A 25824-nucleotide genomic window follows, 5' to 3' on the forward strand; every position below is an offset into this window, starting at 1 on the left:
ACAATCACAACATCGGGACTTCACATGAAAGCCATGCCCCTGCTCGCCCTCACGTCCTTGAGCCTGCTGCCCTTGAGCAGCCACGCGATTCCCCTGAACGATGATTTCGCCGTGCTGGTCGACCTGACGCTGGCCAGCGACTACCGCACTCGCGGAATCTCCCAGACCCAGAACGATCCGGCGGTACAGGCCGGTTTGACCCTGGCCCACAGCAGCGGTCTGTACCTTGGTGCGTGGAGTTCGAACGTCGACTTCGGCGGCGGCCTGAAAACCCGTCAGGAGGTCGATTACTATGCCGGCTGGCTGTGGCAGGCCACCGAGAACGTGAGCCTGGACCTCGGCACCATTCGCTACGCCTACCCCAGGGAAAGCCAGTTCAACCAGACCGAGGTCTACGGGATTCTCGGTGTCTACGGGGTGAAGCTCGCGGCGTATTATTCCAGTGACGCGCCGGGCATCGACAGCAAACAGAGTTCGCTCTACAGCTACATCGGCTATGAAACCGAATTGCCGTTCGATTCCGGGCTGAAACTGCGCTACGGCAACATGGACTTCAAGGACCCGCATCTGTATTCGGCGTCCGGTCATGGCGAAGAATCCTACCGGGAGTGGGAAGTCAAACTGACCCACAACCTGGCCGGCGTGATATTGGGCCTGAGTTACATCGACACCGACCTTTCGCAGAACCAGTGCCTGAGCAACTGGGGCTTCAAGGATGTGTGCACGGCGACGGTTGTGGCCAGTGTCAGCAAGTCTTTCTGAGCCACTGAAAACTTGCTGCGGTACAACGATTCAAACTACCGGCGATAGAGCCGTGGTGACTGGCGGGCAGCCATCGCTGGCAAGCCAGCTCCCACAAGGGACGCGGTGTCCTCAAGTATTGAGTTGCGCCAGGTATTGCCATGGATAGATCCCGCGTTGATGACCATCGCTGAACACCAGCTGCAGCCCATAGCCCTGTGGGTTGAGTTCAATCACACGAACCCGGTCATCCACTAGCGGAGCCGAGCCCCGCAGACGAAACGCCCGGCACTGCGAGCACGGGCACTGACGGCGCAGTTCGGCATGATCGAGAAACTGCTCGCGACCATCCGGCCAGCTCAGCCGCAAGCGGTGTTCAGTTCGGGAGTTACCGATCGCCAGCGGATTCATTGCAACTGACTCAAGGCAATCCGCACGGCTTTGCGCACTTCCGGGTCGCCGTCGTCCTGCGCGCCCTGCAACGCGGCCACAGCGCCACGATCATTCAGCTCGCCGAGCGCCAGCGCCGCTTCCTTGCGCAGGTTGCTGATGCGATGGCCGAGGGTATCGATCAAGGCGTCGAGTGCCGGCACGTAACGCAAACGACCGAGACTGCGGGTGGCACGCAAGCGCACTTGCCAATAGTCGTCAGCCAAGGCTTCGATCAGCGCCGGACCCGCGTCGGTGTGGCCGACCTTGCCAAGCGTTGTCGCGGCTTCTTCGCGCACTTGCCAGGCGTCGTCCTGCAACGCCCGGCGCAATGCCGGCAACACGTCGGCGCCACTCGCCAGGCCCAGGGCGCCGGTGGCGGCGCGGCGTACTTCAGTGTCCGGGTCATCGCTGGCCAAGCGTGCCAGATCCGGTAAAGCATCCAGCTGTTTGAGCCAGCCGAGCACACCGACCGCCTCGCGGCGCACACTCGCATCAACATCGCTCAACGCTTGAATCGCAGCAGAGGCAGCGCCGGGGTAGCGCAATTCGCGCAAGGCCCGAAACGCGGCAATCCGCACGCTGGTTTCAGCATGGTCTGTCCACGGCAGGATCACCCTGCCCGCCGCTTCGGTCTTGAGCAGGCTCAGACTCTGCGCCGCAGCAGCCTGCACTGCCGGAGACGGATCCGTCAGCGCCTGGCATAGCGCTTCCACCACCGGTCCGTCCTCCCAGGCTTCCAGCAAGCGCGCCGCTTCAGCGCGGACTTCTTCGGCCGGGTCTTCGGCCAGTCGTTCAACCAGCCAGAGCAAGCCGTCCGGCTCTTCGAGGTCGGCCAGATCGATCAGTGCAATCCGGCGCACACCGGCGTCATCGGCGGTCAGGCGCGGTTGCAGGGCCAGAATCTCTTCGTTATCGGTCACAGCAAAAAATGAGATCACAGGGCAAATCTCGGCAAGGCGTTTTCAGGAGGCAGGCCGAGCGGATTGAGGCGCGGCAGCGGTCGGTCGTTGTCTTGGCGCAGCAGGTCGAGGCAGTGGCGCTTGAGGCGTGCGAATTCGCTGCTGGTGACCAGCCCGGTGGTGCGCGGGCGCGGGAAGTCGAGGCGCAGGTCTTCGATGATCCGCCCCGGCCGTGCGCTCATCACCAGCAAGCGGTCAGCGAGAAACAGCGCTTCGTCGATGTCGTGGGTGACGAACACCACGGTGGTGCGGATGCGCGTCCAGATATCCAGCAGCAGTTCCTGCATGTTCAGTCGGGTCAGCGCGTCCAGTGCGCCGAAGGGCTCGTCCATCAGCAACAGCCGTGGCCGGTTGACCAGCACCCGGGCGATTTCCACCCGTTGCTGCATGCCGCCGGACAGTTGATCGGGCCAGCGCCCGGTGAAACCTTCGAGGCCGACCAGTTTGAGCATTTCATCAGCGGCGCGATGGCGCTCGATCTTGCCGGTACCACGCATTTTCAGGCCGAAGGCCACGTTGTCGCGCACCGTGCGCCACGGAAACAACGTGTGATGCTGGAACACCATGCCGCGTTGTGGCGACGGGCCGGACACTTCGGCGCCGTCGACTCTCAACTGCCCGCCATGGGGTTGCAGATGCCCGGCCAGCGCGCCAAGCAAGGTCGATTTGCCGCAACCGGACGGGCCGAGCATGCACACGAACTGGCCGGGCTCGATCTGGCAATCCAGGCCCTGCACCGCTTCGAATGCCTGCGGGCCTTCGCCGAGGACAATGGACAGCTGACGGATGTCGATCCGCCCTTCCGGGGTTTGCATCACGCTCATCAGGCTTTTCCTCGTGGTCGATGCCAGGGCGTGAACAACCCGCCCAGACGTTTGATCAGCAGGCTGCTGCCCATGCCCAATACGCCGATCAGCAACATGCCGACCACGATGTCGGCGTAGTTCTGAATGGTGTAGGACTCCCAGGTGTAGTAACCGATGCCGAACTGGCCGGAGATCATTTCGGCGGTCACCAGACAGAACCACGACGTGCCCATGCCGATCGCAAGGCCGGTGATGATGCTCGGTGCGGCGCCCGGCAGGATCACTTCCAGCAGGATCGCCCGGCGCCCCGCCCCAAGGCTTTTGGCCGAGGCGATCAGGCGCGGATCGACGCCTTCGACGCCGTGCACGGTGTTGAGCAGGATCGGGAACAGCGCGCCGGTAAAGGTGATGAACACCATCGACAGTTCGGACGACGGGAACATCAGGATCGCCAGCGGAATCCACGCCACGGCGGGGATCGGACGCAGCACTTCCAGCGGTGGCAGCAGCAGGTCTTCGGCCCATTTCGAACGGCCGATGGCCAGACCCAATGCAACACCGATCACCAGCGCCGCGAGGTAACCCGCGAAGACCCGGCCGAGGCTCGCGCTCAGGTGCTGGATGAGCTTGCCGGAGTCGCCCAGGCCTAATGCGGCTTCGATCACGGCCAATGGGGTTGGCACGTTGGCGAAGGTGACGAGGCCGAGGTTCCAGTGGTGGCTGGCGGCGAGTTGCCAGAAGAGCAGGCAGAGCAGCAGCGAGGCGGCTCGGGGGATCCAGCGTCGATAAGGTCTGAACACAACAATTCCTCTCATCCCGACTCTATGTGGGAGCGAGCTTGCTCGCGATTCGGATAGGTCAGGCAAAGTTGCACCGTCTGACCGGACGCCTTCGCGAGCAAGCGCGCTCCCACAGTTGACCGAGTTGTTATCGGTTAACGACTGACCACGGCCTGCGCGGTGGCATCAGTGAAATCAAACACTTTGCCTCCCTGCGCCGAAGCAAACTGCTGCGCCTGCCCCCTCAACAAAAACGCGCTGAGGCGCCCCTTCCCATCACTGGCAAACCAGGCCTGCTCCGCCAGCAACTTGATTCCGCTGTCACTTGCCTGGGCATACACCGCCCGGATGTTCTTGCCTTCCGATTTGAGGTCGGCCAGTGCGGAAAACGCCTCTTCAGCCGAGGCATACCGCCGGACCTTGTCCTCACCCCGCACCCAGATTTCCGCGACATGGCTGAAATCAGTGATCGCCTTGCCGGTCGCCGAGTCGACGGCCTTCAACGGCGTCTGCGCGTAGTTGGCCAATTGCGCCGTGTAATCCAGATTCGAGGCCTTGAACGCCGCACGGATGTACTGATCGTCGATAAAGGTATTCAGGTCGAGCCCGCGATCGGCCTTCTGCAGCAGCTTCAGCGTATCGATGGCAGTGCCCACGGCCTGGCGATATTCCGGTTTCCAGCTCAGGTCGCGGGTCTGCACGCCGAGCGGGCCGTGGAACAGGTAATTGACCTCGGCATCGACGCCGGTGACTTTGGCGATCAGTTCGCTGTATTTCTCCGGTTCGGCGGCCAGCAACTGGGTGGCCTCGATGCTCGCCCGCAGGTAGGCGACGACAATTTCCGGGTACCTTTTCGCGTAGGCCTGATCCACCAGCGCCCCATGGAAAGTCGGCGCATTGGCCTGGGCGCCGTCGTAGATCTTGCGGGCGAAGCCACGGCTCGGGAACAGTTCGGCGAACGGTACGAAGTCGGCGTGAGCATCGATCTTGCCGGCCTGCAGCGCGGAACCTGCGACTTCCGGCGGCTGGGCGATGATGTTCACATCCTTCAGCGGATCCCAGCCCTGCTCCGCCACCGCGCGCAGCAACATGCCGTGGGCGGTGGACGCGAAAGGCACGGAAATGGTCTTGCCCTTGAGTTCGCTCAGCGACTGTACGCCGGACGCACTCGGCACCACGATGCCGTTGCCGCTGCCCTTGATGCTGCCCGACAGCACACTGATAAACAGGCTGTGCTTGCCGGCGGTTTCAAACGCCACACCATTGAACGCGCCGGGGAAATCGGCCATGGCGCCGAAGTCGAGTTTGCCGGCGACCATTTCATTGGTCAGCGGTGCGCCGCTGGTGAAGTTCTTCCACTGCACGTCGTACTTGGCGTCTTTGTAGGCACCGTCGTGTGGCAGGTATTTGTCGAGCAGGCCCAGCTCGCGGATCAACAGCCCGCCGGCGGCGCAGTTGATGGTGGTGTCCTGGGTGCCGATGGCAATGCGGATGGTTTCGGCCGAGGCCGACAGGGTGAACGAAGCCAGTACCAGACCGGCGATTGCTGCACGCAACATGGTTGAAGCCCCTCGAATCATTATTGGATGTTCGTCTCCGCCGCGATCAGGGCGCGGTGGGAAACGAGGGGTGTCTTGAGTCAGGCGTCCGGTGTTGCCGGATAGCGTTTTAGCGGAGCAGGTACGGAATTTCGACTTTCACCGCACCGGTCGGGCAGTCCTTTTCGCACGGCATGCAGTACCAGCATTCATCGAACGCCATGTAGGCCTTTTGCGTGGCCGGGTTGATCGCCAGCAGGTCCATCGGGCAGACGTCGACGCACACGGTGCAGCCCTTTTCGGCGATGCATTTGTCCTCGTCCACGGTGACGGGGGCATTGGAGCGGAAGAAGATTTCCTGGGCTTGGTAGGCCATGGTTCGGACTCTCTCTGGTGATGCCTCAAGCGGCGAAAGGACCAACCCGAAGACGGTCGTAAGCCTGCATTTCCTCGGCATCGAGGGGGATGATGTAAGGCTCGACGGCTTTCTTGAAACTGGTCATGCGCCCGTCCTCGCCTTTCTTCAGGTGGCAGTGGCAGAACCATTCGCGGTCGTCCCGTTGCGGGTGATCGACACGGTAGTGGTACAGACCCCAGCGGCTTTCGGCGCGAAACAGCGAGGCGCGGGCGGCCATTTCGGCGCAGTCGCGGATCACGCTGGTTTCCATCGCACGCATCAACTCGTGAGCGTTGTTGGCCTTCATCTCGTTGAGATCGCGTTCGATGTCGCTGAAACGTTGCAGGCCGATTTCCATCTTCCTGGTCACTTTCGGCGGTTGCAGGTAGTCGTTGACGAAGCGCCGCAGCTTGTACTCGACCTGCGCCGGCGGCAGACCATGCTCACGGTCCAGCGGTGCGTAGACCCGGGCCTTTTCCTTTGCAATCTGTTCGGCATCCAGCGCGGAGAATTCACGCCCGGCGACAAACTCCGCCGCGTTGTTGCCCGCGAACCAGCCATAGGTGAACGCGCCCAGCATGTAATTGTGCGGCACGGCGGCCATGTCACCGGCCGAGTACAAGCCTTTCACCGAGGTTTCGGCGCGCTCGTTGACCCACACGCCGGACGCCGAGTGGCCGCTGCAAAAACCGATCTCGGAGATGTGCATCTCGACCATTTGCGTGCGGTAGTCGGTGCCGCGATTAGCGTGGAATTGGCCGCGACTCGGGCGCTCGTTGCTGTGCAGGATTTCCTCGATGTTCTGGATGGTTTCCTCGGCCAGGTGATCGAGCTTGAGGAACACCGGGCCGTTACCGCTTTCCAGTTCCTGGTGGAACTCCCAGATCATCTGCCCGCTCCAGTAGTCGCACTCGATGAAGCGCTCGCCCTTGTTGTTGGCGGTGTAGCCGCCGAGCGGGCCGGTGACGTAGGCGCAGGCCGGGCCGTTGTAATCCTTGATCAGCGGGTTGATCTGGAAGCACTCAAGGTTCGCCAGTTCGGCCCCGGCGTGATACGCCATCGCATAACCGTCGCCGGCGTTGGTCGGGTTTTCGTAGGTGCCCATCAGGTAACCCGAGGACGGCAGACCGAGTCGACCTGCAGCGCCGCAGGCAAGAATGACAGCCTTGGCCTTGATCACATGGAAGTCGGCAGTGCGGCAGTCAAACCCCATCACGCCGTTGATGGCGCCCTCCTCGTCGGTCAGCAAACGGGTGCAGACGAGACGATTGGTGATGTTCACTCGCGCCCGTTTCAACTGGCGATACAGGACTTTCTTGATGTCGTGCCCCTCCGGCATCGGCAGCACGTAGGCGCCCATGTGATGGACCTTCTTCACCGCATAATCGCCGGTTTCGTCCTTCTCGAACTTCACGCCCCAGCGGTCGAGCTGCTCGATGGTTTCGAAACTGTGCGTCGCGTAGGCATACACCGCGGCCTGATTGACGATGCCATCGTTGGCGATGGTGATTTCCTTGGTGTACTGCTCCGGCGTCGAGTGGCCGGGAATGATCGCGTTATTCAGGCCGTCCATGCCCATGCTGATCGCGCCGCTGCGCTTGACGTTGGCCTTGTCCACCAGCAACACCCGCAGATCCCTGTTTTTTTCCTTGGCCTTGATCGCCGCCATCGGGCCGGCGGTGCCGCCGCCGATGACGACGATGTCGTATTCCTGTTCGAGCGTCGTTCGACTCATGCCTGCTCCCCTTTTTGCCGGTCGATCCGCAGGCGGTACTGGAATGCATCGCCACGGTAGTAAAGGTGTTCGAAGTCCAGCGGCTGGCCGTGGGCGTCGTGGGTCAGACGCTCGATGCGCATGATCGGCGAGCCGGCCTCGACGTTCAGGGCCTGGGTCAGGTCGCTGTCGGCCAGCATCGCGTCGATGGCCAGATCGGCATGGCCGAGGGCGATGCCGCAGTCGTTTTCGAGGATCAGGAAGATGTCACGGGTGACCAGATCGGCCTTCTCCAGCCGTTCGCCGACGGCTTTGGGCAGGTAGGTGATTTCCAGCGAGATCGGCTCGCGATTGATCAGCCGCACCCGTTTGATCTGGGCGACGATTTCGCCTTCGGCGACCTGCAAGCGCTCGGCGACCCGTTTGTCGGCGGCGATGAATTTGAAGCTGCGCAGGCGGTTGATCACCTCGTAGCCACGGCCGGTCATGGACTCGGCGAGGCCTTGCAAGGTGCTGACGTTTTGAAAAGTCTTGGGTTTGGCAACGAAGGTGCCTTTGCCGTGGATCTTGAAGATCAGCCCTTCTTTCTGCAGATCGCCCAGCGCCTGGCGCACGGTGATGCGGCTGACCTTGAACAGCGTGCCGAGCTCGCTTTCGGACGGCATCTGGCTGTCCTGCGGGTATTCGCCGTCGAGAATCCGGGCGCGCAGTACGTCGCGCAGTTGGGTGTGCAGCGGGACACTTGATAAGGAGAGCGGGCTTGAGGAGAGAACGTTATCGGTCATCACGGGATCACTTGTCATAACGAGTTATGACGTGATCTTAGAGACGTTATGACAAGCTTGAGAAATACCGAATGAGCATAAGGTTAGATGCGCACAAAATCCTGTGGGAGCGAGCCTGCTCGCGAAGGCGTCGTGTCAATCAGTACTTTGGGGACTGACACACCGTTTTCGCGAGCAGGCTCGCTCCCACAGGAGAGGATGTATGGCCTGGGAGTCAGTGGCGCTTGAGGATCCGGTCCATGACCCGATCGGTCTTCAGAGCTTGCGCTCCTGTCGCCGGGTGCTGCGACTCACCGCGAATCTGCGCGTTCATGCCTAGCACGTGATGCCACTGAATGTGTTCGTGATGGGGGATTTCAAGGCTGATGTGCTCATCGCCATGTAACTCGACCGGATGCTCGTCGAACACCGAAAAGCCGATCCGCCCCCGGCTGCCGATGATCTCGACCCGATCCTCGCGCCGGTCCGCCACAAAACTCCAGCAGCCCATGCCCAACGCACCCGAAGCGAATCGCCAACTGGCGCTCACCGCATCTTCCGCCGCATACAGTCCGGCCTGGCGCGCCGTGAAGCCGGCGACTTCAACGATGTCGCCAAGCAGATACTGGAACAGGTCGAAACCATGGCTGGCCAGATCCGCGAAATACCCGCCGCCAGCCACCGCCGGATCGGTGCGCCAATTGGCGCTGCCGTCCAGATCCTTCGGTGATGGCGCCTTGGTCAGCGTCCAGCTCAGATGCCGCACTTCACCGATGCGCCCCTGCTGCAACCATTGCCGAACCTGCTGGAAACGCGGCAGCGAACGGCGGTAATAGGACACGAACAGATGCAGACCTGCGTCGGCAAACACCTGCTGCATCTCGCGACTTTGTCCGGCGTTGAGCGCCATCGGTTTTTCCACGCAGCAATGTTTGCCGGCAGCGGCGACCTTCAGGCTATAGGCGTGGTGACTGTCTGGTGGCGTGGCGATGTAAACCGCGTCCACCTCGGGGTCGTTGATCAAGGCATCGACATCGGTGTAAATCCGGGCGATGCCGTGGCGCGCGGCGTAATCGGTCACGGCTTCGAGGCGGCGCCCCATGACGGCCACCAACGCCGAGCCGGGGCCTTGTAGAAGGCCGGCCCGCTCTTGCGTTCGGCGACGCTGCCGCAACCGATCATGCCCCAGCGCACCACGTTCATTCTTGCGCCTCAGCCGATGCGCAACGCGCGCAGGTCGAGGTGGCCATTTTGCAGCGGCGGGCACCAGTAGTAGCCGCCAGTGATCGGCCGGCTGATGCGGTACAGACCGTCGGTGATGCCGTCTTCCAGACCGCTCATGCGCCGCAGTTGCGCTTCGAAGGCATCGAGAGAGAAGCCGAACGCCAGGAACATCAGACCGGCGCGGTCACCTTCGATCCACGGCATCGAACGGCGCACGACAAACGCTTCCGGGGCGAAGCTTTCCTGGGCGGTGCGCTTGACGTGGGCAGACACCGGGGCGTCGTCGATCTCTTCGTTGTCGCTCAGGCGACGGCCCATGATGTTGTCCTTGTCCTCGGCGGACAATGCATGGAAGCCCTTGAGGTCGTGCTGCCACTGCTGGATCGCGGCAAAGCTGCCGCCGACCAGGCCCTCGGCACCTTCACTTTGCAGTGCAGCGGTGATGGCGGCTTCGTCATGAGGGTTTTCGGTGCCGTCTTCGTAGCCGGTGAGGTCATGGCCGTCCTTGTGGCGGAAGGCTTCCTGCATCTGCACCAGACGCAACGCAGGGGCCAGTGCGGCCTCAAGCGCGGTGCTGCGGTTGAGCAGTTCGCCACGGTCCACGCCGTGCAGCCAGACCCACAGGGCGTGCTGGGTCGAAGGATTTTCGACGCCGACGCCGGTCAGTGCCGGGAAGCTGCGCAAGCCTTCGATGTTCACGTTCAGGGCCTTGGCCAGGGATTCACCGAAGCCGACCACCGCCGATTTTCCGTCCACCAGACTCAGCAGGTTGTCGATCGCCTGCGGCAGCGCTTCTACCGATTCGAGGGCAAAAAACAGGTGACGTGCTTGCGGCGGAACAGGGGTGGCGAGAATGCCCGGCTGGTAGTAACTCATGTGAACTCCTTGGGAAAGAGCGCGGAGTTTAACTGTAGCCGGAGGATTTGTGGGGGATCAGATGACGCACTCGCTGCGCCACACACTCGGACTTTTCCCCGTCCAGCGTTTAAAAGCCCGCCGGAAACTGCGTACGTCGCTATAGCCGACCTCCTCGGTGATGCGTTCGATCGGCATGTCGGGATTGGCCAGCAGGCTCATGGTTCGCGCCTGGCGCACTTGCTCCAAGAGTGCCTCGAACGTCAGAGAGTGCTCTGTCAGCCGCCGGCGCAAAGTACGGCTGCTCATGTTCAGGTCACCGGCGATCTTCTCGATATGGCTGCCCCGGCTCAGGTCCCGGGCAATGGCGCGTTCCACGGCCTGGATCAGATCGAGTTTCTGATGGACTTGCGCCGCTTCCAGCTCCAGTAACTTGACCGCCTGACGCAGCGCCAGCGAATGATGGTTGGGCAGGTTCACATCCAGCCATTGCGCGTCGATCAGCATGCGATTGTGCAGACAGCCGAAGCGTATGTCCGGCCCCAGCAGCCGCCGGTATTCATCGACGTAATCCGGGGCCGCGTGAACGAACTCCACTGCAATCGGTTTGAACGCCTCACCCACCAGCGCCCGGCCGTAGACCAGCAGGCTGGCGTAGAACTCTTCGACCGCAAACACCTGCACTTCGGCAAACGGCAGCCGGCATTCAACATCCAGGTAGATCTGATCGCCCACCACATCGACGCTGGACACGACGATCCCGCCGGACGTGTGCTGATGCCGGACCCCGATGTCGAACGCATCGCGCAAGGTCTTGCACAGCGACAGCACGTGTCCCAGCAGACCGAGAGTCCCGAGCACGTTCTGCGCACCGACCCACAGTCCCAGCCCCTGATTGGGCAATACCTTGAGCGCACGCTGGATCATGGCCACGGCCTGCCGGTAGGAAATGCGCTGCGACGGATCCTGCAGATCCTCGACGTCAAAACCCAGGCCACGGCACAGGCTTTGCGGCTCGATGCCCTTGCCGGCGACGACTTCTGCCAGGGTCTGCAACAGAAATGGCGACACCAGCGCCAGATCGAAGGTGGGGTCTTGGAGTTTTACGTTCATAGGAGCTGACATTCCGGATCACGTTGAATTGTTATTTTTGTTACCGGTTATGTCGAAGGAAGTTAGCACAGGGTTGACTGACTGTCCGCAGAAGCCCCCTTCCGTGTCCGCCAATACCCTGCCCCGGTGTGCGCCAAGGGCTTATTTCTATAGTGGCCGGGCGTCCTGCGCGCCGGCAGTGCGCCCAAACACAATAATAACGAGGACAGACATGATCCCGAACCGCGCGACACTCCCTGTGCGACTGGCGCTGAGCCTGCTTGGCTGCGCCGCCACCCTGCCAGCCCTGGCCACCGAAGCCGGCGTCGACAACATCGGTACCGGCACCGACGGCTTTTTCGTGCTGCCGCTGGACGTCGACAACCTTCCCGAAAACATGGTTGCCTTCAATCTCTACTACAACAACTACAAGGCGACGAAGCTCAACATCAGCTCATTCGGCGGGAAGGTGCCGAACGTCGAGATCGAATCCACGGCGGTCATCCCGCGCATCGACTACCTGAGCCCGGTGCGGGTGTTCGGCGGACGCCTCGCCGGCTACATCGCCCAGCCATGGCTTAAGCAGGAAGTCTCGGTATTCGGCCAGAGCGACACCCGCGAAAGCATGGGCGATACCACCTTCGCACCGATCATCCTGTGGGACATGGGCAAGAACCTGACCCTCGGCGCCGCCGTGGAAATAACCGTCCCCACCGGCGAATACAGCGTCGATCGGCTGGCCAACACCAGCAACAACTTCTACACCTACAAGCCGCTGTTCTCCTTCACCTGGCTGCCGACGGACAAGACCGAAATCTCGATGAAGACCACCTACAGCTTCAACGAGAAAAACAAGGACACCGACTACAAGTCCGGGCAGATCTTCCACTTCGATTACTCGGCCAGCTACAAGATCACCGACGACCTGATGCTCGGCGTCAACGGCTACTACCTGAAGCAGACCACCGACGACAAACAGTTCGGCCATACCGTGCAGTTCGCCGGTCAGGATGTCGACGATGGCGTACGCGGCAAGGTCTTCGCCATCGGCCCGGCGCTGCACCTCACCTTCCTCAAGTACGCCAGTGCGGAGATCCGCTGGGCCAGGGAGTTCGACGTGGAGAACCGGCCGGAGGGGGACATGTTGTGGGCGAAGGTGAGTATTCCGTATGCGTTCTGAGTGCATTTGCAGGAAGGCGCGCGCAGATTTGTAGGCTGAAAACCTGAAAAACGAAGGGCAGGAATAGGCCTACAGCGGTGGTCGAGATTGCCGGACAACGGAGGGAAACGTCCGGCAGATTTAACGGGGACGTTTGCTGATACTGGGCTCCGTTACCCCATGGTTCCTCTAGGGCTCATGGGGTACATCGTCTGCCAGTGACGACAATGGGCCATTCCCCCTTAAACTGCCGAGATTGATCACGGAGATCACTATGAGCATATTGCTTTCCCCGTTTTACTCTGACTTCGACTCCGAAGAAGAGGCAGAGAGCTACGATCGCTGGTTTCGCGCCGAGGTTCAGGAGGCACTTGATGATCCCAGCCCGGGCATTCCCCATGATGACGTTATGGCAATGCTCGACCAGATACTGGAAGAGATGCGCAGGAAGCGCCGCTCTGCTGCTTGAATGGAGCAGCAAGTCCTCGCGTCAACTGGCTGACATCTTCAAATACATCGAGCAACACAACACCAACGCTTCCATTTCGCTAAGACGCAAGGTGGGTGTCGCAGCACAGCGACTGTCATCAATACCTTATGGGTACCGGCCTGGCCGAGTACCTGGCACTCGCGAAATGGTGATTCACCCGAACTATCTGCTGGTCTATCGAGTGAATGGCCACATCAAAATACTGAGGGTACTTCACGCCCGACAAAAATACCCTCCAACCTCATCAACCTAAAAAAAGGGCGGCCGAATGGCCGCCCGAAGCGTACTGCACGAGAGTCCTTTACAACGTCAGCTGCCCCCGCTCCTCCTCGGTCAGCTGCTGTTTCGCCTGTTCATCCAGCGCTCCGGCGCCCAGCACTTGCACCGGGCTGTTGGGGTTGTACCCGGGTGCCGGTGCTCGGCTGGCGCCATCGCGGGTCGGGGCCAGTTGTTCGTTGCCGAAGCTCAGCACCTGCACGGTGAACACCGAGGCCTGGTTCTGTCGTGACGCCGCCTGCTGCTGACGGGCGACGTCTTCCGCCGCCTGAGTCGCCGACGACGCCGCGGAACTGGCCGAGGTGATTGCCCCGGTGTTGACCGCCGAAACCACCGGCACACCGGTCGCCTTGCCCTGCACCGAAATGTTCGCGGCATTGACCACTGTCAGCGCGGCGATGTTGACGTTGCCCGAGACGCGAATCCCCGCCTCGCCCGCATCGATGGTGCCCAGCGGCGCGATCAGGTCGATGTCCCCCGGGGCCACTTCGGCAATCGGGTTGAGCGTGGCGATACCGGCACCGGTGCTCGGCACCGAGGGCGACAGGGTCACGTTGCCCCAGCTGTCGTACACACGTTTCGGCGGGGTATAGACCACGGTGGTTTTCGAACCGCGACCGGCGTTGATGTCGCCCTCGGCGGACCAGCCCAGAATCGAACCGCCGAAGGTGGTCATGATCCGGCTCTGCCCCAGCAGGATACTGCCCCGGGAATACAGCTGAATGTTCCCCGACCCTTGGGTGATGATGCCCGCCGTGGACGGTGGCGCCGCACCTTCAATGCCAAACACCTGACCACCGCCCGGCGTGAGCATCTGGATATCGCCGCCAAACAGCGTCTTGACCCCGGCGCCCCCATAAAGAGTGATATCGCCGTCATAACGGATCGGATTGCCGGCCACATCGGTGATCGGGAACAGCGAAGCAATGGCGTTGCGCCCCCGCAGATAACTGCCTTTGCGTGGGCCGTCGACATCGTTGTATTCCAGGCCACCGGCACGCAGCTCGGCGAAATACACCTGCCGGGCGAAGATCGCCTGCTCGGCACTCGGCAGCGCGGCGAAGCAGGCTTGCGCCTGCTCGGCGTTGCCGCTGAAACCGTAGCCGAGGGTCAGCCAGCTCTGCAGTTCGTCGAGGTAGGTCTTGACAACCTTACCCGGTTGTCCGTTGAGGGAAACGTTCGGGTCGGCAAGGTTCTGCGGATTCAGGTAACGGGCGATGAACCGCGAATAGTCCGGCCCCTGTGCCCCCACACCGGCCTGCAACACCACACTGGCGCCCGGTCGCTGATCACCCGCCACCAGCGAGCCGAGACTGGTAATGCTGGCACGGTCTTCCATGAGGATATTGCGCCCGGCATTGATATCCAGGACGCCGGGGCCGGCGATGTCAAAACTGCTGTAAAGGATGTCACGCCCAGCCGAGACCCGCGAAACATCCCGAGGGTTGTCATGCACGAACAGATTGCCGGTCGACGTGATGCTTTCCGTCGTCGGTACGCCCATCTCGGCATTGGGCACGGTCGTCGGGTTGCCCAGGAAAGTACCTGACGCCACGATATCGCGCCCCGCCAGCATCCATACCGGGCCTGCCGCTTCGTACCAGGTGCGTTTCGACAGATTGAACGTCAGCGTTTCCCCGCTGCGAACGCCGACCAGATCGCCGGTCAGCGCATAGAAGCGCGCCGGTGTCTGGACGTCATTCAAGCCCGAGTAACTGTTGGCGCCGAACGCGAACAATGGATAGCGCAGGTTTTTGTCCGGCGAGACACCGTCACTGTTGCGATTGCTCATGATCGGCGTGGCCGACGTATTGTTGCCGTAACCGTTGAAGGCCGGTGCGAACGGCGTGGCGATGGCCAGCGGACTGGCGCCCGACTGATTGATCGCATAGCCACCGGCGTAGATCGAGTCCTGTGCCAGCAGCTCCAGTTGCCCGCTTCTGGAAGGTGCCAGCAGCAACGAATAGCCGGTGGCCGGCAACAATCCGCTGCCCTGGGTGTAGACGGCCGACGGGCCGGCATAAATCGAACCTTGTGCTGCCACCGCACGCAGGATCGACGGATACACAAAGCGTCCGTCGGTCGGCGAGGTATTGCGCCCGGTGACAGGGCCCTGGCCGGTGAATTCACCCAGTTGAGTACTCGGTGTCAGATTGCCCCCCGCCGAAAACAGGTCGATCGCCGTGTGATCGGTCCACAGCGAGAAGCCCGTCAAGCCGCCACCTGCATGGACGACACCGTCTTGCGCGGTGAACGGCGTGGAGTTCTGCAGCCGTACACGGCCCGGATCCGCCGCACCGCCCAACACCAGATCGCCGCGCGTGCCGAGGCTCATCCCCGAATCCCCCGGAATCAGCACCAGCCCGCCAGAAGCGCTGCCCAGCGTCGAGCTGAACGGGTCGAACGGCCGCACCTCACGAGGATCCTGAACCGGAGCGGCAGCGCCATATTGCAGGTTGATCCCTCCCAGTGCGCCGCTGGCCAGCCGCGCGGCACCACGCAGGTTGATCAGGGCGCCTTGCAGGTCGTGCTGGGCGGCAGCGCTGCCGCTATCCCCGGCCCGGGCCTGCAACGACGGGTTGACCGCTCCGCCGATGCGAACGTCCATGTCACCGCCGCCGGTCAACTGCAGGCTGCCGTCGCTGCCCACACGCCCGGTGCTGCCGACCGCCACGACCAGACCCTGCCCGCGCGGATAAAGATTGACCTTGTTACCGTCGCCCATTGCCTTGAGCATGCCGGCGTCACCGCCGGAACGCAGGCTGATATTGCCGCCACCCAACGTGCCGAAACCGGTGAACCCGACCAGATACGGGCCGGTATCAGCGTCCTGATCCGGCAACGGCTGCGTCGCGTAGCTGCCGAAGTTGATCCACCACGCCGTCGGCACATCGCTGTTGCCGGTGCCCTGACGCCAGAGCCAGTTGCCCACGGCAACGCTCGGAATTTGTTCACGGGTGTCCATGTTTTGCGACAGACCGCGACGGCCCAGTACGTCCCCCGAAATCGAGCCACCGGCATTGATCGTCAGGTTTCCGCCCATTTGCGGGTACCAGGCCTGATACAGGCTGTCGCTGCCACTGACCCATTTTTCGTAGTCGCCACCGGCACTGCCCAGCACCGAGCCGTTGTCCGACAGGCGCCCACGAGGCTGATTGAAACGCGGATCGATGTCCTGCGACTGAGTACCGGCAGTGTAAACGCCGTACGGCGAGTCCATGCTCAGGTTGCCCGCGGCGAGCACGTCCAGATCGCCGGTACCGGTGCGCAGCACGCTGAACATCTGGGTGTTGGTCTTGACGGTGGTACCCGGTTTGTTTTCCACGCACAGTTCCGGGAAAGCACCGCACCAGGCGAGCACATCATCGTCGCTCATCGGCGAACCGGGCGGCATGCCCATCCAGTTGTCCGGTGCCCAGACCCAGCGCGGGGCCGGCACGCAGGAATTCGGCGCCCAGTCGCACCACATCATTTGATCCTCGGGGACCGGGTCGCCCGGCGTGAAGCCGCCCAGGTTGCCTTCGCCCCAGACCAGGGTCGGTGGTTTTTCGGTGACGGTCAGGCCGTAGTGGGTGTCGGCCAGGCGCAGGTTGCCGTCGCTGGACAGCGGTTTGATCGCCCGGCTGTCCGCAGCGCCCAGATCGGCCCCCGCCACCACCCGCATCGACCAGGACGCGCTACCCGCCGGCAGCATGCTGGCGACCGCCCAATTGCGCCCCTGGGTGGTGCCGGTCAGGGGTCGCAACTCGATGAACGACGTGCCGTCAGCCAGCACGACATGGGTCATCGACGGTATCAGCGAGCCACGCAACAGGGCCAGCGAACCGCTCAGGCGCACGCCCTTGATCGCGTCGCTGCCGGCCTCGACGCTGCCCGGCAGCGGCACGTCCCTGGGCCAACGCAGGGCCTGCAGTGCTGTCGCGTTGTTCAAACGAATACCCGCTCCCAACCGGCTGCCCGCCGGCAAGGTCACGCTGTCGGCGAGCAACGTACCGGCGGCGTACAACAATTGACCCGAGGCATCGTGAACCGCGCCGGCGAGCACCGTGCCAGCGCCGAATGTGTACGGCGCCGCCAGCGTCGCTTCGGTGGGCAACAGCGTGCCGCTGGCCAGTGTCGTCGCTTGCAGCGGCAGGTCGTAGTTCAACGTGGCGCCCACCGGGAACACCGTGCCGTCCGCAAGCGTAACGCCCGCCCCCGGCAAGACCAGGTCGCCGCCGAACGGCTGAATCCCCGGCAGCAATTTCCAGCCCGCATCGTCCACGGTCTGCGGCGGCGGTGCGAAACCGTCGTTGAGACTGCCGTGGATATCGAGGTTGCCGCCCGCGCGAATCACCAGGTTACCGGCCTCGCCCGAGCCGTATACCGACGTCTTCTGCGTATGCGGATTCAGGCTGGCATAGCGATAACCGGACAAGTCCACATCACCCTGCACCACCAGATCACCCTCGGCTGTTTTACTGGCGATCTCGACACCGGGCCGCAGATGGAAGGCGTCGGCATACGCGGCGTTGTGCAGACCGGCCAATTTGTTGCCCAGCAAATTGCCGTTGGCCAGCGCCGCGTCGATGAACGCCGTGCTGTCGACATGGATACGATCAAGATAAGCCTGATCGATCACCTGATACGGACGTCCGCTGGCCGCCGGGTCCGTGCCGTCACTGGCATCGGTATAGCGGCGCGTGGCGTTGAGGCCGATCGAGCGCGCCCCCTGGATGCTCAGCGCGCCGCCGGCATCGATGGCAATGTCATCCGCCCCCAGACGTGGCGCGTTCAGCTCAAGCGTACCGCGCAGCAGCCCATCGGACTGCCCCGGCAGTGAACCGCGAACCGCTTCGGTGCCATGGCGCACGTCGATGCGCGCGCCGGCGCCGAGGGTCAGCACGCCTTGGCCGGAGTTGAGTTCGATCATCGCCCGGTTCGGTGCGTCGATGATCTTGCCGTAACTGTCGACCCGCAACACACGACCATGGGCATCAAGCACGGCATTGCCCGCCAGGGTCAGGCCGTTTTGCGCCGCCAGACGAATATTGCCGACCCGCTCGCCGCTGGCATCGATCAGACCGGCCACCGTCAGGCTGCCATTGTCCACCGACACATTGACTTCGCCGGCCTTGAGCCCGTCGCCGATCAGCAGATCGCCCTGCTTGAGCTGCAAGCTGCGACTGCCGAAAACCTGCCCCGCATTCAAGCGCTGATTAAGGGCCGCGAACTGCTGACTCGCATCACCGTTCAGGTGCTGCGCACGGATATCCACGCCACCGGCCTTGTACGGCACAAGCGTGCCGCCGGCATCGTAATAACCGCTGCTGGCACCGAGGATATCGCCTTGCAGATCGACCATGCCGGCATCGGCGGCCAGGGCGACCGCACTCAGGTTGCCGGCCTGATTGCTCTGCGCCGACAGGTCGATGCGCGAGCCCGCCGCCTGACGAATGTTGCCCTGGCGGCTGTACAGCGCCACGTCGCCGCCCCAGCTGTACTTGTTCACATCATTGAACGGCAAGGTGCGACCGGCCATGTCCAGATACGCGCCACTGGCGAGGGTCAGATCGCCCTCGGACTTGACCACCAGTTTGCCGCTGGCCAGGGCGATGCGACTGTCCAGCAAGACACTGCGAGCATCGAGGGTCAGCTCCGCCCCCAAGGCGTTGGCGGCTGTCGCTGCACCGCCCCCCGTCAGGGTCAGGTTGCTGCCGGCCTTGAGCAGGTTGATCGAGCCCGCCTCTCCCGTCAGCAACGGTGTACGCAAGGTGAGATTGCCACCGCTGTAGGCATAGCCGTTGACCGGATCGAACGCGCCCTGCGCCTGATACACCCCAAGACTGCCCTTGTGGTTGGCGGTGATGCGTTCACTGGCGGTGAGATTGACGTCGGCAAAACCCAGCACCAGACGCTTGTTCACATCCAGACCGCTGGCCTGAGGGCTGGGACCGTAACCAAACTCGATGCGCTGCGCCTGAATATCAAGTGAGCCCCGACCGGTGCCGGCCCCGCCGGTGATCACGGCGCCCGGATCCTGGGTGGCACCGTTCCAGATCAGACTGGCGGTGCGAATGGACGCCACGTCGCCACTTTCACCCAAACCGTAAATGGCCGGGGTGCTGAGGATCAGGTTTTGCAATTTGCTGACACCGGTCTGCGGGTCCAGCGTATCGAGGCTGACACTGCCGTAGAAATTGAACGCGTCGCGGCTGGTCAGGCTCAAGGTATCCAGCGTCGGCGCGCCGTACTGGGTATCGCCCCGCAACAGGCGGTTCAAGACATTCTGGTTCAGGGTCAGACCGGTCGGCACCCGGTTGCCGGCGGCGCTCAAGGCCTCGGCACTGCCAGCGTTGACGGAGCCCACGGCCAGCGTCAGATGACGGGTGCCGAAGCGCACCGACTCGTCGAGTTCGAACTGCCTATCGGTGGCGGCGGTGATGCTGCCGTTGGAATAGAGCAGAGTCGGGTTGTTGCAGGCAGGGGTCGGGCAGTTGCCGATGCGGATGTAGCCCGAACCGGATGCCCTGACTGAAACCTCGGGTGCAAGCACGTTGGTCCAGCCGTTCGACACCACCAGCAACCCCGCCGCACCCGGTTCGTAGATGAAGCCGGTACTGGAATCGTAAGGCGCGTTGCCACGTCCCAGCGTATTGATGCCCGAACCGGCTTCGAGGCTGATGCCGCCATCGGTCCGGGTGGTGCGCAGCAGCACTTCGGGGGCCGACAACACGGCGCCTTCACGCAGGGTGATCGTTGAAGTATCACCGCTGAACGCGATGATGTTGCCCGACGTGTTGTAATCGATCGTCGGTTGCGCGCCAATGGTCAATCGGCCGGCATTGAGCGCGTTGAGGCTGTCGGCATACAGCGACACACCTGCGAAACCTTCAGTGCCCGAATGCCCCGCACCGAGAATTTCGATATTCGATGCGCCTTGCACCACTGCCGTCCCGAGGACGCCGCCCGTGGCTGGCTGGAACAGCGCCTGACCATTGAAATCCAGCGCGTTACCCGGCGTAGCGCCCCGGGACAGGTTCAATCTGAGGGATTTGCCGTCCATTGGCGCCAACGCCCGAGGCACGCCCCGGCGTGTCGCATCGCTCTGGATGAACTGACTGAAAGAGGTTTCGTTGTACTGCGAGTAACGACGCAGCACATCGGCGGAGGTGAAGATGACCTGGCTTGCCAGACTGTCGCGCAGGCCGGTGTTGGCAATCGACATCAATCCCGCACCGGTCCACGAACCATTGCGCAGCGGCAGCGCAGTGCCGGTCGCACCCGGTGATGCCTGGCCGTTGACCTCGACCCGGAAGGCACCGGGCAACAACGCAAAGGTCGATGGCAGCAAGGTATAGGTGCCCGCTGCCAGCCCCGGTACACCGGCCCCGATGGTGATCTGCTGGCCGATGCGCGGATCGACCGCTCCCGCCTCGCCGAGCATCGGCGCATAGGCACTCTGGTTCCCCGGTACGATGGCGTACACCGGGTTGCTTGCCAGGCCTGGCAGGCTGAGGGTGCCGTCACTGGCATTGCGCACCAGCGGGTTGTAGCGCGCATCGGTGGAACCACCACGGCCGGAAACAAAACCGGCACCGCGCAAATCGCCACCGCCCGACAGATCAATCAACGCCCCGCTCTGCACATCGACGTACTGCGAGGTGAGCTTCACGCCGGCCGTTTCGGCGGTGATCCCTCGAAGCAGCACGGACTTGCCGTTGTAGCGATAATCGATGCCGTCGGTGGTGCCGCCATAAGGCATGACCAGCCCGGCGGCGCTGGCCGAAGTGATGCTGCCCGGCAGCAGATGCAGCGACCGGGTATCGAGAACCAGATTGTCACCCAAAGTGATCATGCCCAGCGGCGCACGGACCACCCCGCCCTGTTCGATATGGCCGGCGGCCAGCGTGAGGTTGCCGAAGACCGAGTAAGGCAACGCGGCAGGTGCTTGCCCGGCGCTGCCGATTCGCAGGGTCCGCGCCGGATTGGCATCACGCTGGACACTCTGATAACCCACGCGCACCTCGGCGGTGACATCACTGGCGGGGTAGATCTGCGCGGCACGCAGGTTCAGGTCACCCGGTGTCCAGAGTTCGGTTTTTTCGACGTTGCCGGTGGGTGCCAGGAAGCGCAGGTCACCGCGGCTATCGAGCGTGACCTGTTCAAAACCACGCCGCCCGACCTGCAACGCCGGGCCGGTCAGTTGCACGATTGACCCCGACGTACCGAACGACAGACTGTTGCCCAGATCCAGCAGGTCCGCCGTGGCGGTGAACTGCGCCGATGCCACATCGATGGTCGGGTTGTTCATCACTCGCGGCCGGATATTCCCGGGGGCATCGAAATATTTGCCCGTCCCCGACAGGCGCAGATAAGGCGCGGACAGGTTGATCCGTGCGTTTTGCGGCGAGCGCTCCGCCAGCGACAGCGCCCCGGCATACAGGCTCAGACTCTGATTCATGTGCAGGTCGACATCGCCGTCGAACGACAGCAGGCCATTGCTCAGCAGGCTCAGGTTATCGAAGCCGCCGGACATCAACTGATCAGCCCCCAGACGGGCACGACCGTATTGCAACGCAGGCGCGGCGTCACCCGCTTGCAGACTGGTTGGCAACAGCGGCGGACCGGCGTCCTGACCGATGACGATTTCGCGCGGCACGCGAACAGCGTTGCTCGCATCGCTGCGCAGATAGCTCGGCGTCTCCAGCGCGATGTCCAGTCGCCCACCCGCCGCTCCGGCCCCACCGGCGGCGGCCCGCAAGGCGCCCTCGATGAACAGGCCGTTGTAGGAACTGAGGGAAATGCGCCCGCCATCGGTGGCGACCTGCGTCGGTCCCTGTCCGGCGATATCCAGCATCGCCTGTGCGCCGGAGGCCTCCAGTCGCGCCCCTTTGCGCACAATCACATAGGCATCGGCTGAGGTGGCGGTGGCTTTCTTCGTGTCGGTTTCGCCGCCGATGATGATCGTGCCGCCCTTGCCGACCTGGCCATACACCCGACCCAGCGCATCAATGCCGGTGGCCACGCGACCGGCCACATCCAGTACCGCATGCTCACCGATCCAGATGGAGCGGTTGTGAATCTGCTGGTCCGCTGTCTGCGAGGAATCAGCGACATTGATCGAGCCGAACTGCTGCTGACGAATATCGATCGTGCCGCCCCAGGCGTTCAGCTCGCCATCGACCGTGAGCTGACCGGCGCTGCGCAAGTTGATGCGCTGCCCCGGATCGACACTGATCCGCGAACCCCGGCCGAGGGTCAGGGCGTTGCGGGTCGGGTCCACCAGCGTGATCTCGCCGGACCCGGCCTGCAACGACAGGCTGGCGCCGGCGCGCTGGGTCAGTTGCGCCTTGAGCGGGTTTTCCTGGTAGAGCGTTGGCGTCCACAGTTCCAGCGCCTGCCGTGGCGCCGTGCCGCTGACCTGATTCGCGGCCGCGTCAGCAAAACGGTAGACCGGCATCAACACATCAATGAGAGCGTTCTGTGCAACGTCGAGGCGATTGAGGCCGATCAGGCTGTAGGCAGAGAAGCCCTTGTCGAACAGATCCGGTTGCAGTTGCAAGGTTTTGCTCGCGAGGGGTTTGTCGGTCTGGCCGATAAGAATGTCGCCCGCCTGAATCAGCAGACGGCCACCGCCGGACACACCGTAACCCCGCAGTTGACCCTCCAGCTTCAGGTGCGTATCAGCGGGTGCGGACAAGGCGCTGGACTCCAGCGTCACGTCACCGCCCTTGCCACCCCGGGTCTTGCCGTTGGCCAGAATCGCGCCGCCGGACGACACGTCCAGCAGGCTGCCGACACCAACCTCAATGTCGCCGCTGCTGCGAATCGACACCGCCCCACCGTCCAGATACGCCAGGCTCGCGGCATCATCCGGGTTGGTGCGCAGGTTGCTCCACAGACCGCGGGTGTCCAGTTGCACGCCTTCAGCCACGCTCACGCGGGTTGCCTTGCCGGTCGGTGCGACGAGTCGGGTGTCGGTCAGGCGATCGGTGTTGAGCTGATTGAGCACGTTGCCCAGATGCAGGCTGCCGCCCCGGGCCGTCAGGCTGGCGTCGACCTGCACGTCCGGACCGTAAAGGGTGATGTCGCCGCCATTGTCGACGGTGACGGCGCCTTGCACATCGATCCGTTCTTTGGCCGCGACCTTCAGCGCACCCAGTTGCCAATCACTCAGTTGCCCGGCATCGAGGAACAGTTTGCCCGTGCGTGCATCGGACACCGCAGCGGTCAGATCCCGATCATTGCCGGCGACCGGACGCTCGCCGCCGACCCGCACCTGATCGAGCAACGGATTGAGGCCGTAGAGCAAACCACCGGAGGCCGCCACATAGGCCGGGTCGTAACTGCCGACAATCAATTGTCCGCGCCGCGCCCGAGCCGTCTGACTCTGTGCATAGCCATCGAGTACGGCGCGCGGTGCCTGAGTCTGGCGTTCGCCCTGATACACCTCGCCAGGCATCTGGCCTTCGAGCACGGCGTTACGGGTGCCGATCACCAGTTGCCCGGCATCGCGCCCCACGGTGTAGCCCGATTCCCGACGGCTGGCCGGCGCAATCAACGGGTTGTAGTAGTAATTCGTCTGACCCCAGCGCTGACTGCTGTCTTCATAGCCTTTGTAGAGCCCGGTGTAGAGCAGATCTCCTGGCGCTTTGGAAACCTCATACAGGCGCCCGTCGGCACCGCGCAGCCAGCTCTGGCGAATCTCGCCGCTCTGGACATCAAGCGTGCCGCCGGACAGGTTGATCAGCGAGCCCTTCTCGGTGACCACATCGTTGCCGGCAAAACTCACCATCCCGCCCTGGGCCATCCATTCGCCGACGCTGTGGCCCCGGGTGCCGAGGTAGCCGCCGACCTCCAGCAGACCGCCCGCGGTGTACCAGCGATCCGTCGCGTAACCATTGGTGCCGGCCGGGACGTAGACCAGCTCACGCACATCGACCCAGATATCATTGCTGTTGAGCGCACCTTTCTCGCGATTGACCGAAGCATCGCGCTGCTCGTTGCCCTGGACATTGATCTTGATGCTGTTGGATTCCATCGCGACTTTCACACCGATGGCACCTGAAACATCGATCAATGCACCGTCACGCACCAGGCTGCGACGCTGCGCCGCCACGGCGACCTGGCCACCGGTGGCCAGGGTGATCGAGCCGTTCTGGAACTCGACGCTGCCACCACTCTGAATGTCGATGCGCGACTGATCGCTGCGAATCCTGTTGTTGGGCGTAACCCCCGTCAATGCGGCTTGATGCTGGCTGTCGAGCGCCGTCAGGTCGCTGCTGTCAAGCAGGATCGCGGTCGCGCTGCCCTGCCCCAGTGTCACGCTGCCCTGGGTGTCGGTGGCCGGGTTGAGCAGATGGATCGTGCCGCGGGTCGCAACCGAGGTGCTGGCCAGCAGCACACCGTTTTGCACGACCTCGTGACCGGTCAGGGTGATGTCGCCGGTCGCCGCCTGAATCAGGCCGTTGTTGCTGACCTTGCCGGCCGCGCTGCCGGTCTTGAAGCCCGGCGTGACTTCATTGCCGAAGGTCGTGGAGAACGCGTTGCCTTCAGTGCCCGAGCCTTTACGAATGTAAAAGCGATCCCCCGCGCCGAGCACGGTCTGGCCCTTGGCGGAGTCGATGCTGCCGTCGTTCTGCACTTCGCTGCCGAGCAGCAAGGCATAACCACCGGCGTCCGTGGACCTCGCAGGCCGGGCCGTTTCGATGGACGCGCCGCGCTCCACCAGCACCTTGCCGGCCGCATCAGTGAACGTCGGCTGGCTGCCGTTACTGTCGAAATACAGGCCCCGGTCGCGGAACTGAATGTCCGTGATGCTGGCCGCTGCGGCCACCAGGTTGCGTACGTTGACCTCGCTGGTGCCGCTGAAGACGATGCCGTTGCGGTTGATCAGCATCACCGTGCCGTTGCCCTTGATCCGGCCTTGAATCTGGCTGGCCCGCGCATTCGGATCGTTGACCCGGTTGAGCACGGCCCAGTTCGACTGCTGGGCGAAATCGACCGTGGTGTTGCGACCGACGTTGAACGTTTCCCAGTTGAGGATCGCCTTGTCGGCGGTCTGTTCGATCGTCACCGTGGTCTTGCCATCGACCTGAGTCTGCTGCGGGCCTTTGGCGTTCTGCCAACCCTGAGTGAGGCTGTTGTCGACCTTCAGCCCGCCCTCGCCCAGGCCGTCAGGCACAACCTGCACCGTGCCGAGCGCCGCCGCACGACCGGCCGCCTGCGCTGCCTGTTGGGCGGCAATGGCGGCCACTGTGTTGTTCAGGGTCTGAATCGAGCGCTGCAATTGCGCATTGGCCTTTTGCTGCTGGGCCAGCGGCGGGGTCATTCCCGGCAGTCCGCCCACACTCGGGCGAGACGCGGCAGCCTGTTGCGCCGCGCCCTTGGCGGCAAACCATCCCGAACTGAACGCCGTCGCCGCCTCGGCACTGCCCGCCACCAGACACAAGGCAACCGCCTGCGCCAGGGGCTTGAGCAACCACAGCGCCGGATCGGCGGCCATGCGCGGCCGGGGCTGGACACGGGTACTGCGACGGGACGGGCGAGCGAGCATCACTACGAGATCCTTTTGGTTTGCCACATAAGGCCGCAGGTCGGCTTGCCCCTGCTGTTA

The 25824-nt window shown here is 63.1% G+C and carries 15 protein-coding genes and 1 pseudogene; 4 read left to right on the forward strand and 12 right to left on the reverse strand.

The features are described 5' to 3' along the window. Positions 1–24: 24 nt before the first annotated feature. Positions 25–762, forward strand: coding sequence for a TorF family putative porin (locus ACK6BI_RS25750; protein WP_409319306.1), 738 nt, complete (start codon positions 25–27; stop codon positions 760–762). 111 nt (positions 763–873) lie between these two features. Here ACK6BI_RS25750 and ACK6BI_RS25755 read toward each other — a convergent pair whose 3' ends face one another. From ACK6BI_RS25755 to ACK6BI_RS25805, 11 genes and pseudogenes are all read right to left on the reverse strand, one after another. Beyond that, complete coding sequence (locus tag ACK6BI_RS25755; RefSeq protein ID WP_409319307.1) at positions 874–1152, reverse strand: DUF971 domain-containing protein; 279 nt, start codon at positions 1150–1152, stop codon at positions 874–876. Beyond that, the gene (locus ACK6BI_RS25760; protein WP_409319308.1) at positions 1149–2111 is read right to left on the reverse strand and encodes a HEAT repeat domain-containing protein; all 963 of its coding nucleotides are present in this window, start codon (positions 2109–2111) and stop codon (positions 1149–1151) included. Before ACK6BI_RS25760 ends, ACK6BI_RS25755 begins: the two co-directional genes overlap by 4 nt. Beyond that, positions 2108–2956: an ABC transporter ATP-binding protein gene (locus ACK6BI_RS25765; RefSeq protein WP_409319309.1), complete on the reverse strand. Its 849-nt coding sequence runs from the start codon at positions 2954–2956 to the stop codon at positions 2108–2110. Before ACK6BI_RS25765 ends, ACK6BI_RS25760 begins: the two co-directional genes overlap by 4 nt. Further along, complete coding sequence (locus ACK6BI_RS25770) at positions 2956–3753, reverse strand: ABC transporter permease (RefSeq protein ID WP_409319310.1); 798 nt, start codon at positions 3751–3753, stop codon at positions 2956–2958. Before ACK6BI_RS25770 ends, ACK6BI_RS25765 begins: the two co-directional genes overlap by 1 nt. A 119-nt stretch (positions 3754–3872) precedes the next feature. Then, entirely contained in the window at positions 3873–5276 is a 1404-nt protein-coding gene (locus ACK6BI_RS25775; RefSeq protein WP_409319311.1) for an ABC transporter substrate-binding protein, read from the reverse strand. A gap of 109 nt (positions 5277–5385) precedes the next feature. Continuing rightward, entirely contained in the window at positions 5386–5631 is a 246-nt protein-coding gene (locus ACK6BI_RS25780; RefSeq protein ID WP_007959413.1) for a ferredoxin family protein, read from the reverse strand. Positions 5632–5656: 25 nt separating this feature from the next. Then, complete coding sequence (locus tag ACK6BI_RS25785; protein ID WP_409319312.1) at positions 5657–7387, reverse strand: fumarate reductase/succinate dehydrogenase flavoprotein subunit; 1731 nt, start codon at positions 7385–7387, stop codon at positions 5657–5659. Further along, complete coding sequence (locus ACK6BI_RS25790; protein WP_409319313.1) at positions 7384–8151, reverse strand: GntR family transcriptional regulator; 768 nt, start codon at positions 8149–8151, stop codon at positions 7384–7386. Before ACK6BI_RS25790 ends, ACK6BI_RS25785 begins: the two co-directional genes overlap by 4 nt. 214 nt (positions 8152–8365) lie before the next feature. Further along, positions 8366–9333, reverse strand: a pseudogene (locus ACK6BI_RS25795) (Gfo/Idh/MocA family protein). A gap of 9 nt (positions 9334–9342) precedes the next feature. Further along, positions 9343–10230: a Dyp-type peroxidase gene (locus ACK6BI_RS25800; RefSeq protein ID WP_409319314.1), complete on the reverse strand. Its 888-nt coding sequence runs from the start codon at positions 10228–10230 to the stop codon at positions 9343–9345. A gap of 57 nt (positions 10231–10287) precedes the next feature. Continuing rightward, positions 10288–11322, reverse strand: coding sequence for an AraC family transcriptional regulator (locus tag ACK6BI_RS25805; RefSeq protein WP_409319315.1), 1035 nt, complete (start codon positions 11320–11322; stop codon positions 10288–10290). A 211-nt stretch (positions 11323–11533) separates the two neighbouring features. Between ACK6BI_RS25805 and ACK6BI_RS25810 the strand changes: the two genes are divergently transcribed. The 3 genes from ACK6BI_RS25810 (at position 11534) to ACK6BI_RS25820 (ending at position 13203) form a co-directional block, all read left to right on the forward strand. Further along, positions 11534–12481, forward strand: a complete 948-nt coding sequence (locus ACK6BI_RS25810; protein WP_409319316.1) for a transporter — start codon at positions 11534–11536, stop codon at positions 12479–12481. A gap of 253 nt (positions 12482–12734) precedes the next feature. Then, the gene (locus tag ACK6BI_RS25815; protein WP_409319317.1) at positions 12735–12929 is read left to right on the forward strand and encodes a stability determinant; all 195 of its coding nucleotides are present in this window, start codon (positions 12735–12737) and stop codon (positions 12927–12929) included. Continuing rightward, on the forward strand, positions 12862–13203 hold the full coding sequence (locus ACK6BI_RS25820) for a type II toxin-antitoxin system RelE/ParE family toxin (protein ID WP_409319335.1): 342 nt from the start codon (positions 12862–12864) through the stop codon (positions 13201–13203). The genes ACK6BI_RS25815 and ACK6BI_RS25820 overlap by 68 nt, the downstream gene beginning before the upstream one ends. A gap of 48 nt (positions 13204–13251) precedes the next feature. Here ACK6BI_RS25820 and ACK6BI_RS25825 read toward each other — a convergent pair whose 3' ends face one another. Beyond that, positions 13252–25764 carry a filamentous haemagglutinin family protein gene (locus tag ACK6BI_RS25825; RefSeq protein WP_409319318.1) on the reverse strand — a complete coding sequence of 4171 codons (12513 nt, stop codon included), beginning with the start codon at positions 25762–25764 and terminating at the stop codon, positions 13252–13254. Positions 25765–25824: the final 60 nt, after the last annotated feature.

This window comes from Pseudomonas sp. KCJK9016, from assembly GCF_046231795.1.
In the GTDB taxonomy this organism is placed as follows: Bacteria; Pseudomonadota; Gammaproteobacteria; order Pseudomonadales; family Pseudomonadaceae; genus Aquipseudomonas; species Aquipseudomonas bananamidigenes.

Excerpts from the sequence above, each read along its gene's own strand:
- ACK6BI_RS25750 (WP_409319306.1), top strand. The coding sequence starts at position 25 with ATGAAAGCCATGCCCCTGCTCGCCCTCACGTCCTTGAGCCTGCTGCCC.
- ACK6BI_RS25755 (WP_409319307.1), bottom strand. The coding sequence starts at position 1,152 with ATGAATCCGCTGGCGATCGGTAACTCCCGAACTGAACACCGCTTGCGG.
- ACK6BI_RS25765 (WP_409319309.1), bottom strand. The coding sequence starts at position 2,956 with ATGAGCGTGATGCAAACCCCGGAAGGGCGGATCGACATCCGTCAGCTG.
- ACK6BI_RS25770 (WP_409319310.1), bottom strand. The coding sequence starts at position 3,753 with ATGAGAGGAATTGTTGTGTTCAGACCTTATCGACGCTGGATCCCCCGA.
- ACK6BI_RS25775 (WP_409319311.1), bottom strand. The coding sequence starts at position 5,276 with ATGTTGCGTGCAGCAATCGCCGGTCTGGTACTGGCTTCGTTCACCCTG.
- ACK6BI_RS25780 (WP_007959413.1), bottom strand. The coding sequence starts at position 5,631 with ATGGCCTACCAAGCCCAGGAAATCTTCTTCCGCTCCAATGCCCCCGTC.
- ACK6BI_RS25785 (WP_409319312.1), bottom strand. The coding sequence starts at position 7,387 with ATGAGTCGAACGACGCTCGAACAGGAATACGACATCGTCGTCATCGGC.
- ACK6BI_RS25790 (WP_409319313.1), bottom strand. The coding sequence starts at position 8,151 with ATGACCGATAACGTTCTCTCCTCAAGCCCGCTCTCCTTATCAAGTGTC.
- ACK6BI_RS25800 (WP_409319314.1), bottom strand. The coding sequence starts at position 10,230 with ATGAGTTACTACCAGCCGGGCATTCTCGCCACCCCTGTTCCGCCGCAA.
- ACK6BI_RS25805 (WP_409319315.1), bottom strand. The coding sequence starts at position 11,322 with ATGAACGTAAAACTCCAAGACCCCACCTTCGATCTGGCGCTGGTGTCG.
- ACK6BI_RS25810 (WP_409319316.1), top strand. The coding sequence starts at position 11,534 with ATGATCCCGAACCGCGCGACACTCCCTGTGCGACTGGCGCTGAGCCTG.
- ACK6BI_RS25815 (WP_409319317.1), top strand. The coding sequence starts at position 12,735 with ATGAGCATATTGCTTTCCCCGTTTTACTCTGACTTCGACTCCGAAGAA.
- ACK6BI_RS25820 (WP_409319335.1), top strand. The coding sequence starts at position 12,862 with ATGACGTTATGGCAATGCTCGACCAGATACTGGAAGAGATGCGCAGGA.
- ACK6BI_RS25825 (WP_409319318.1), bottom strand. The coding sequence starts at position 25,764 with ATGCTCGCTCGCCCGTCCCGTCGCAGTACCCGTGTCCAGCCCCGGCCG.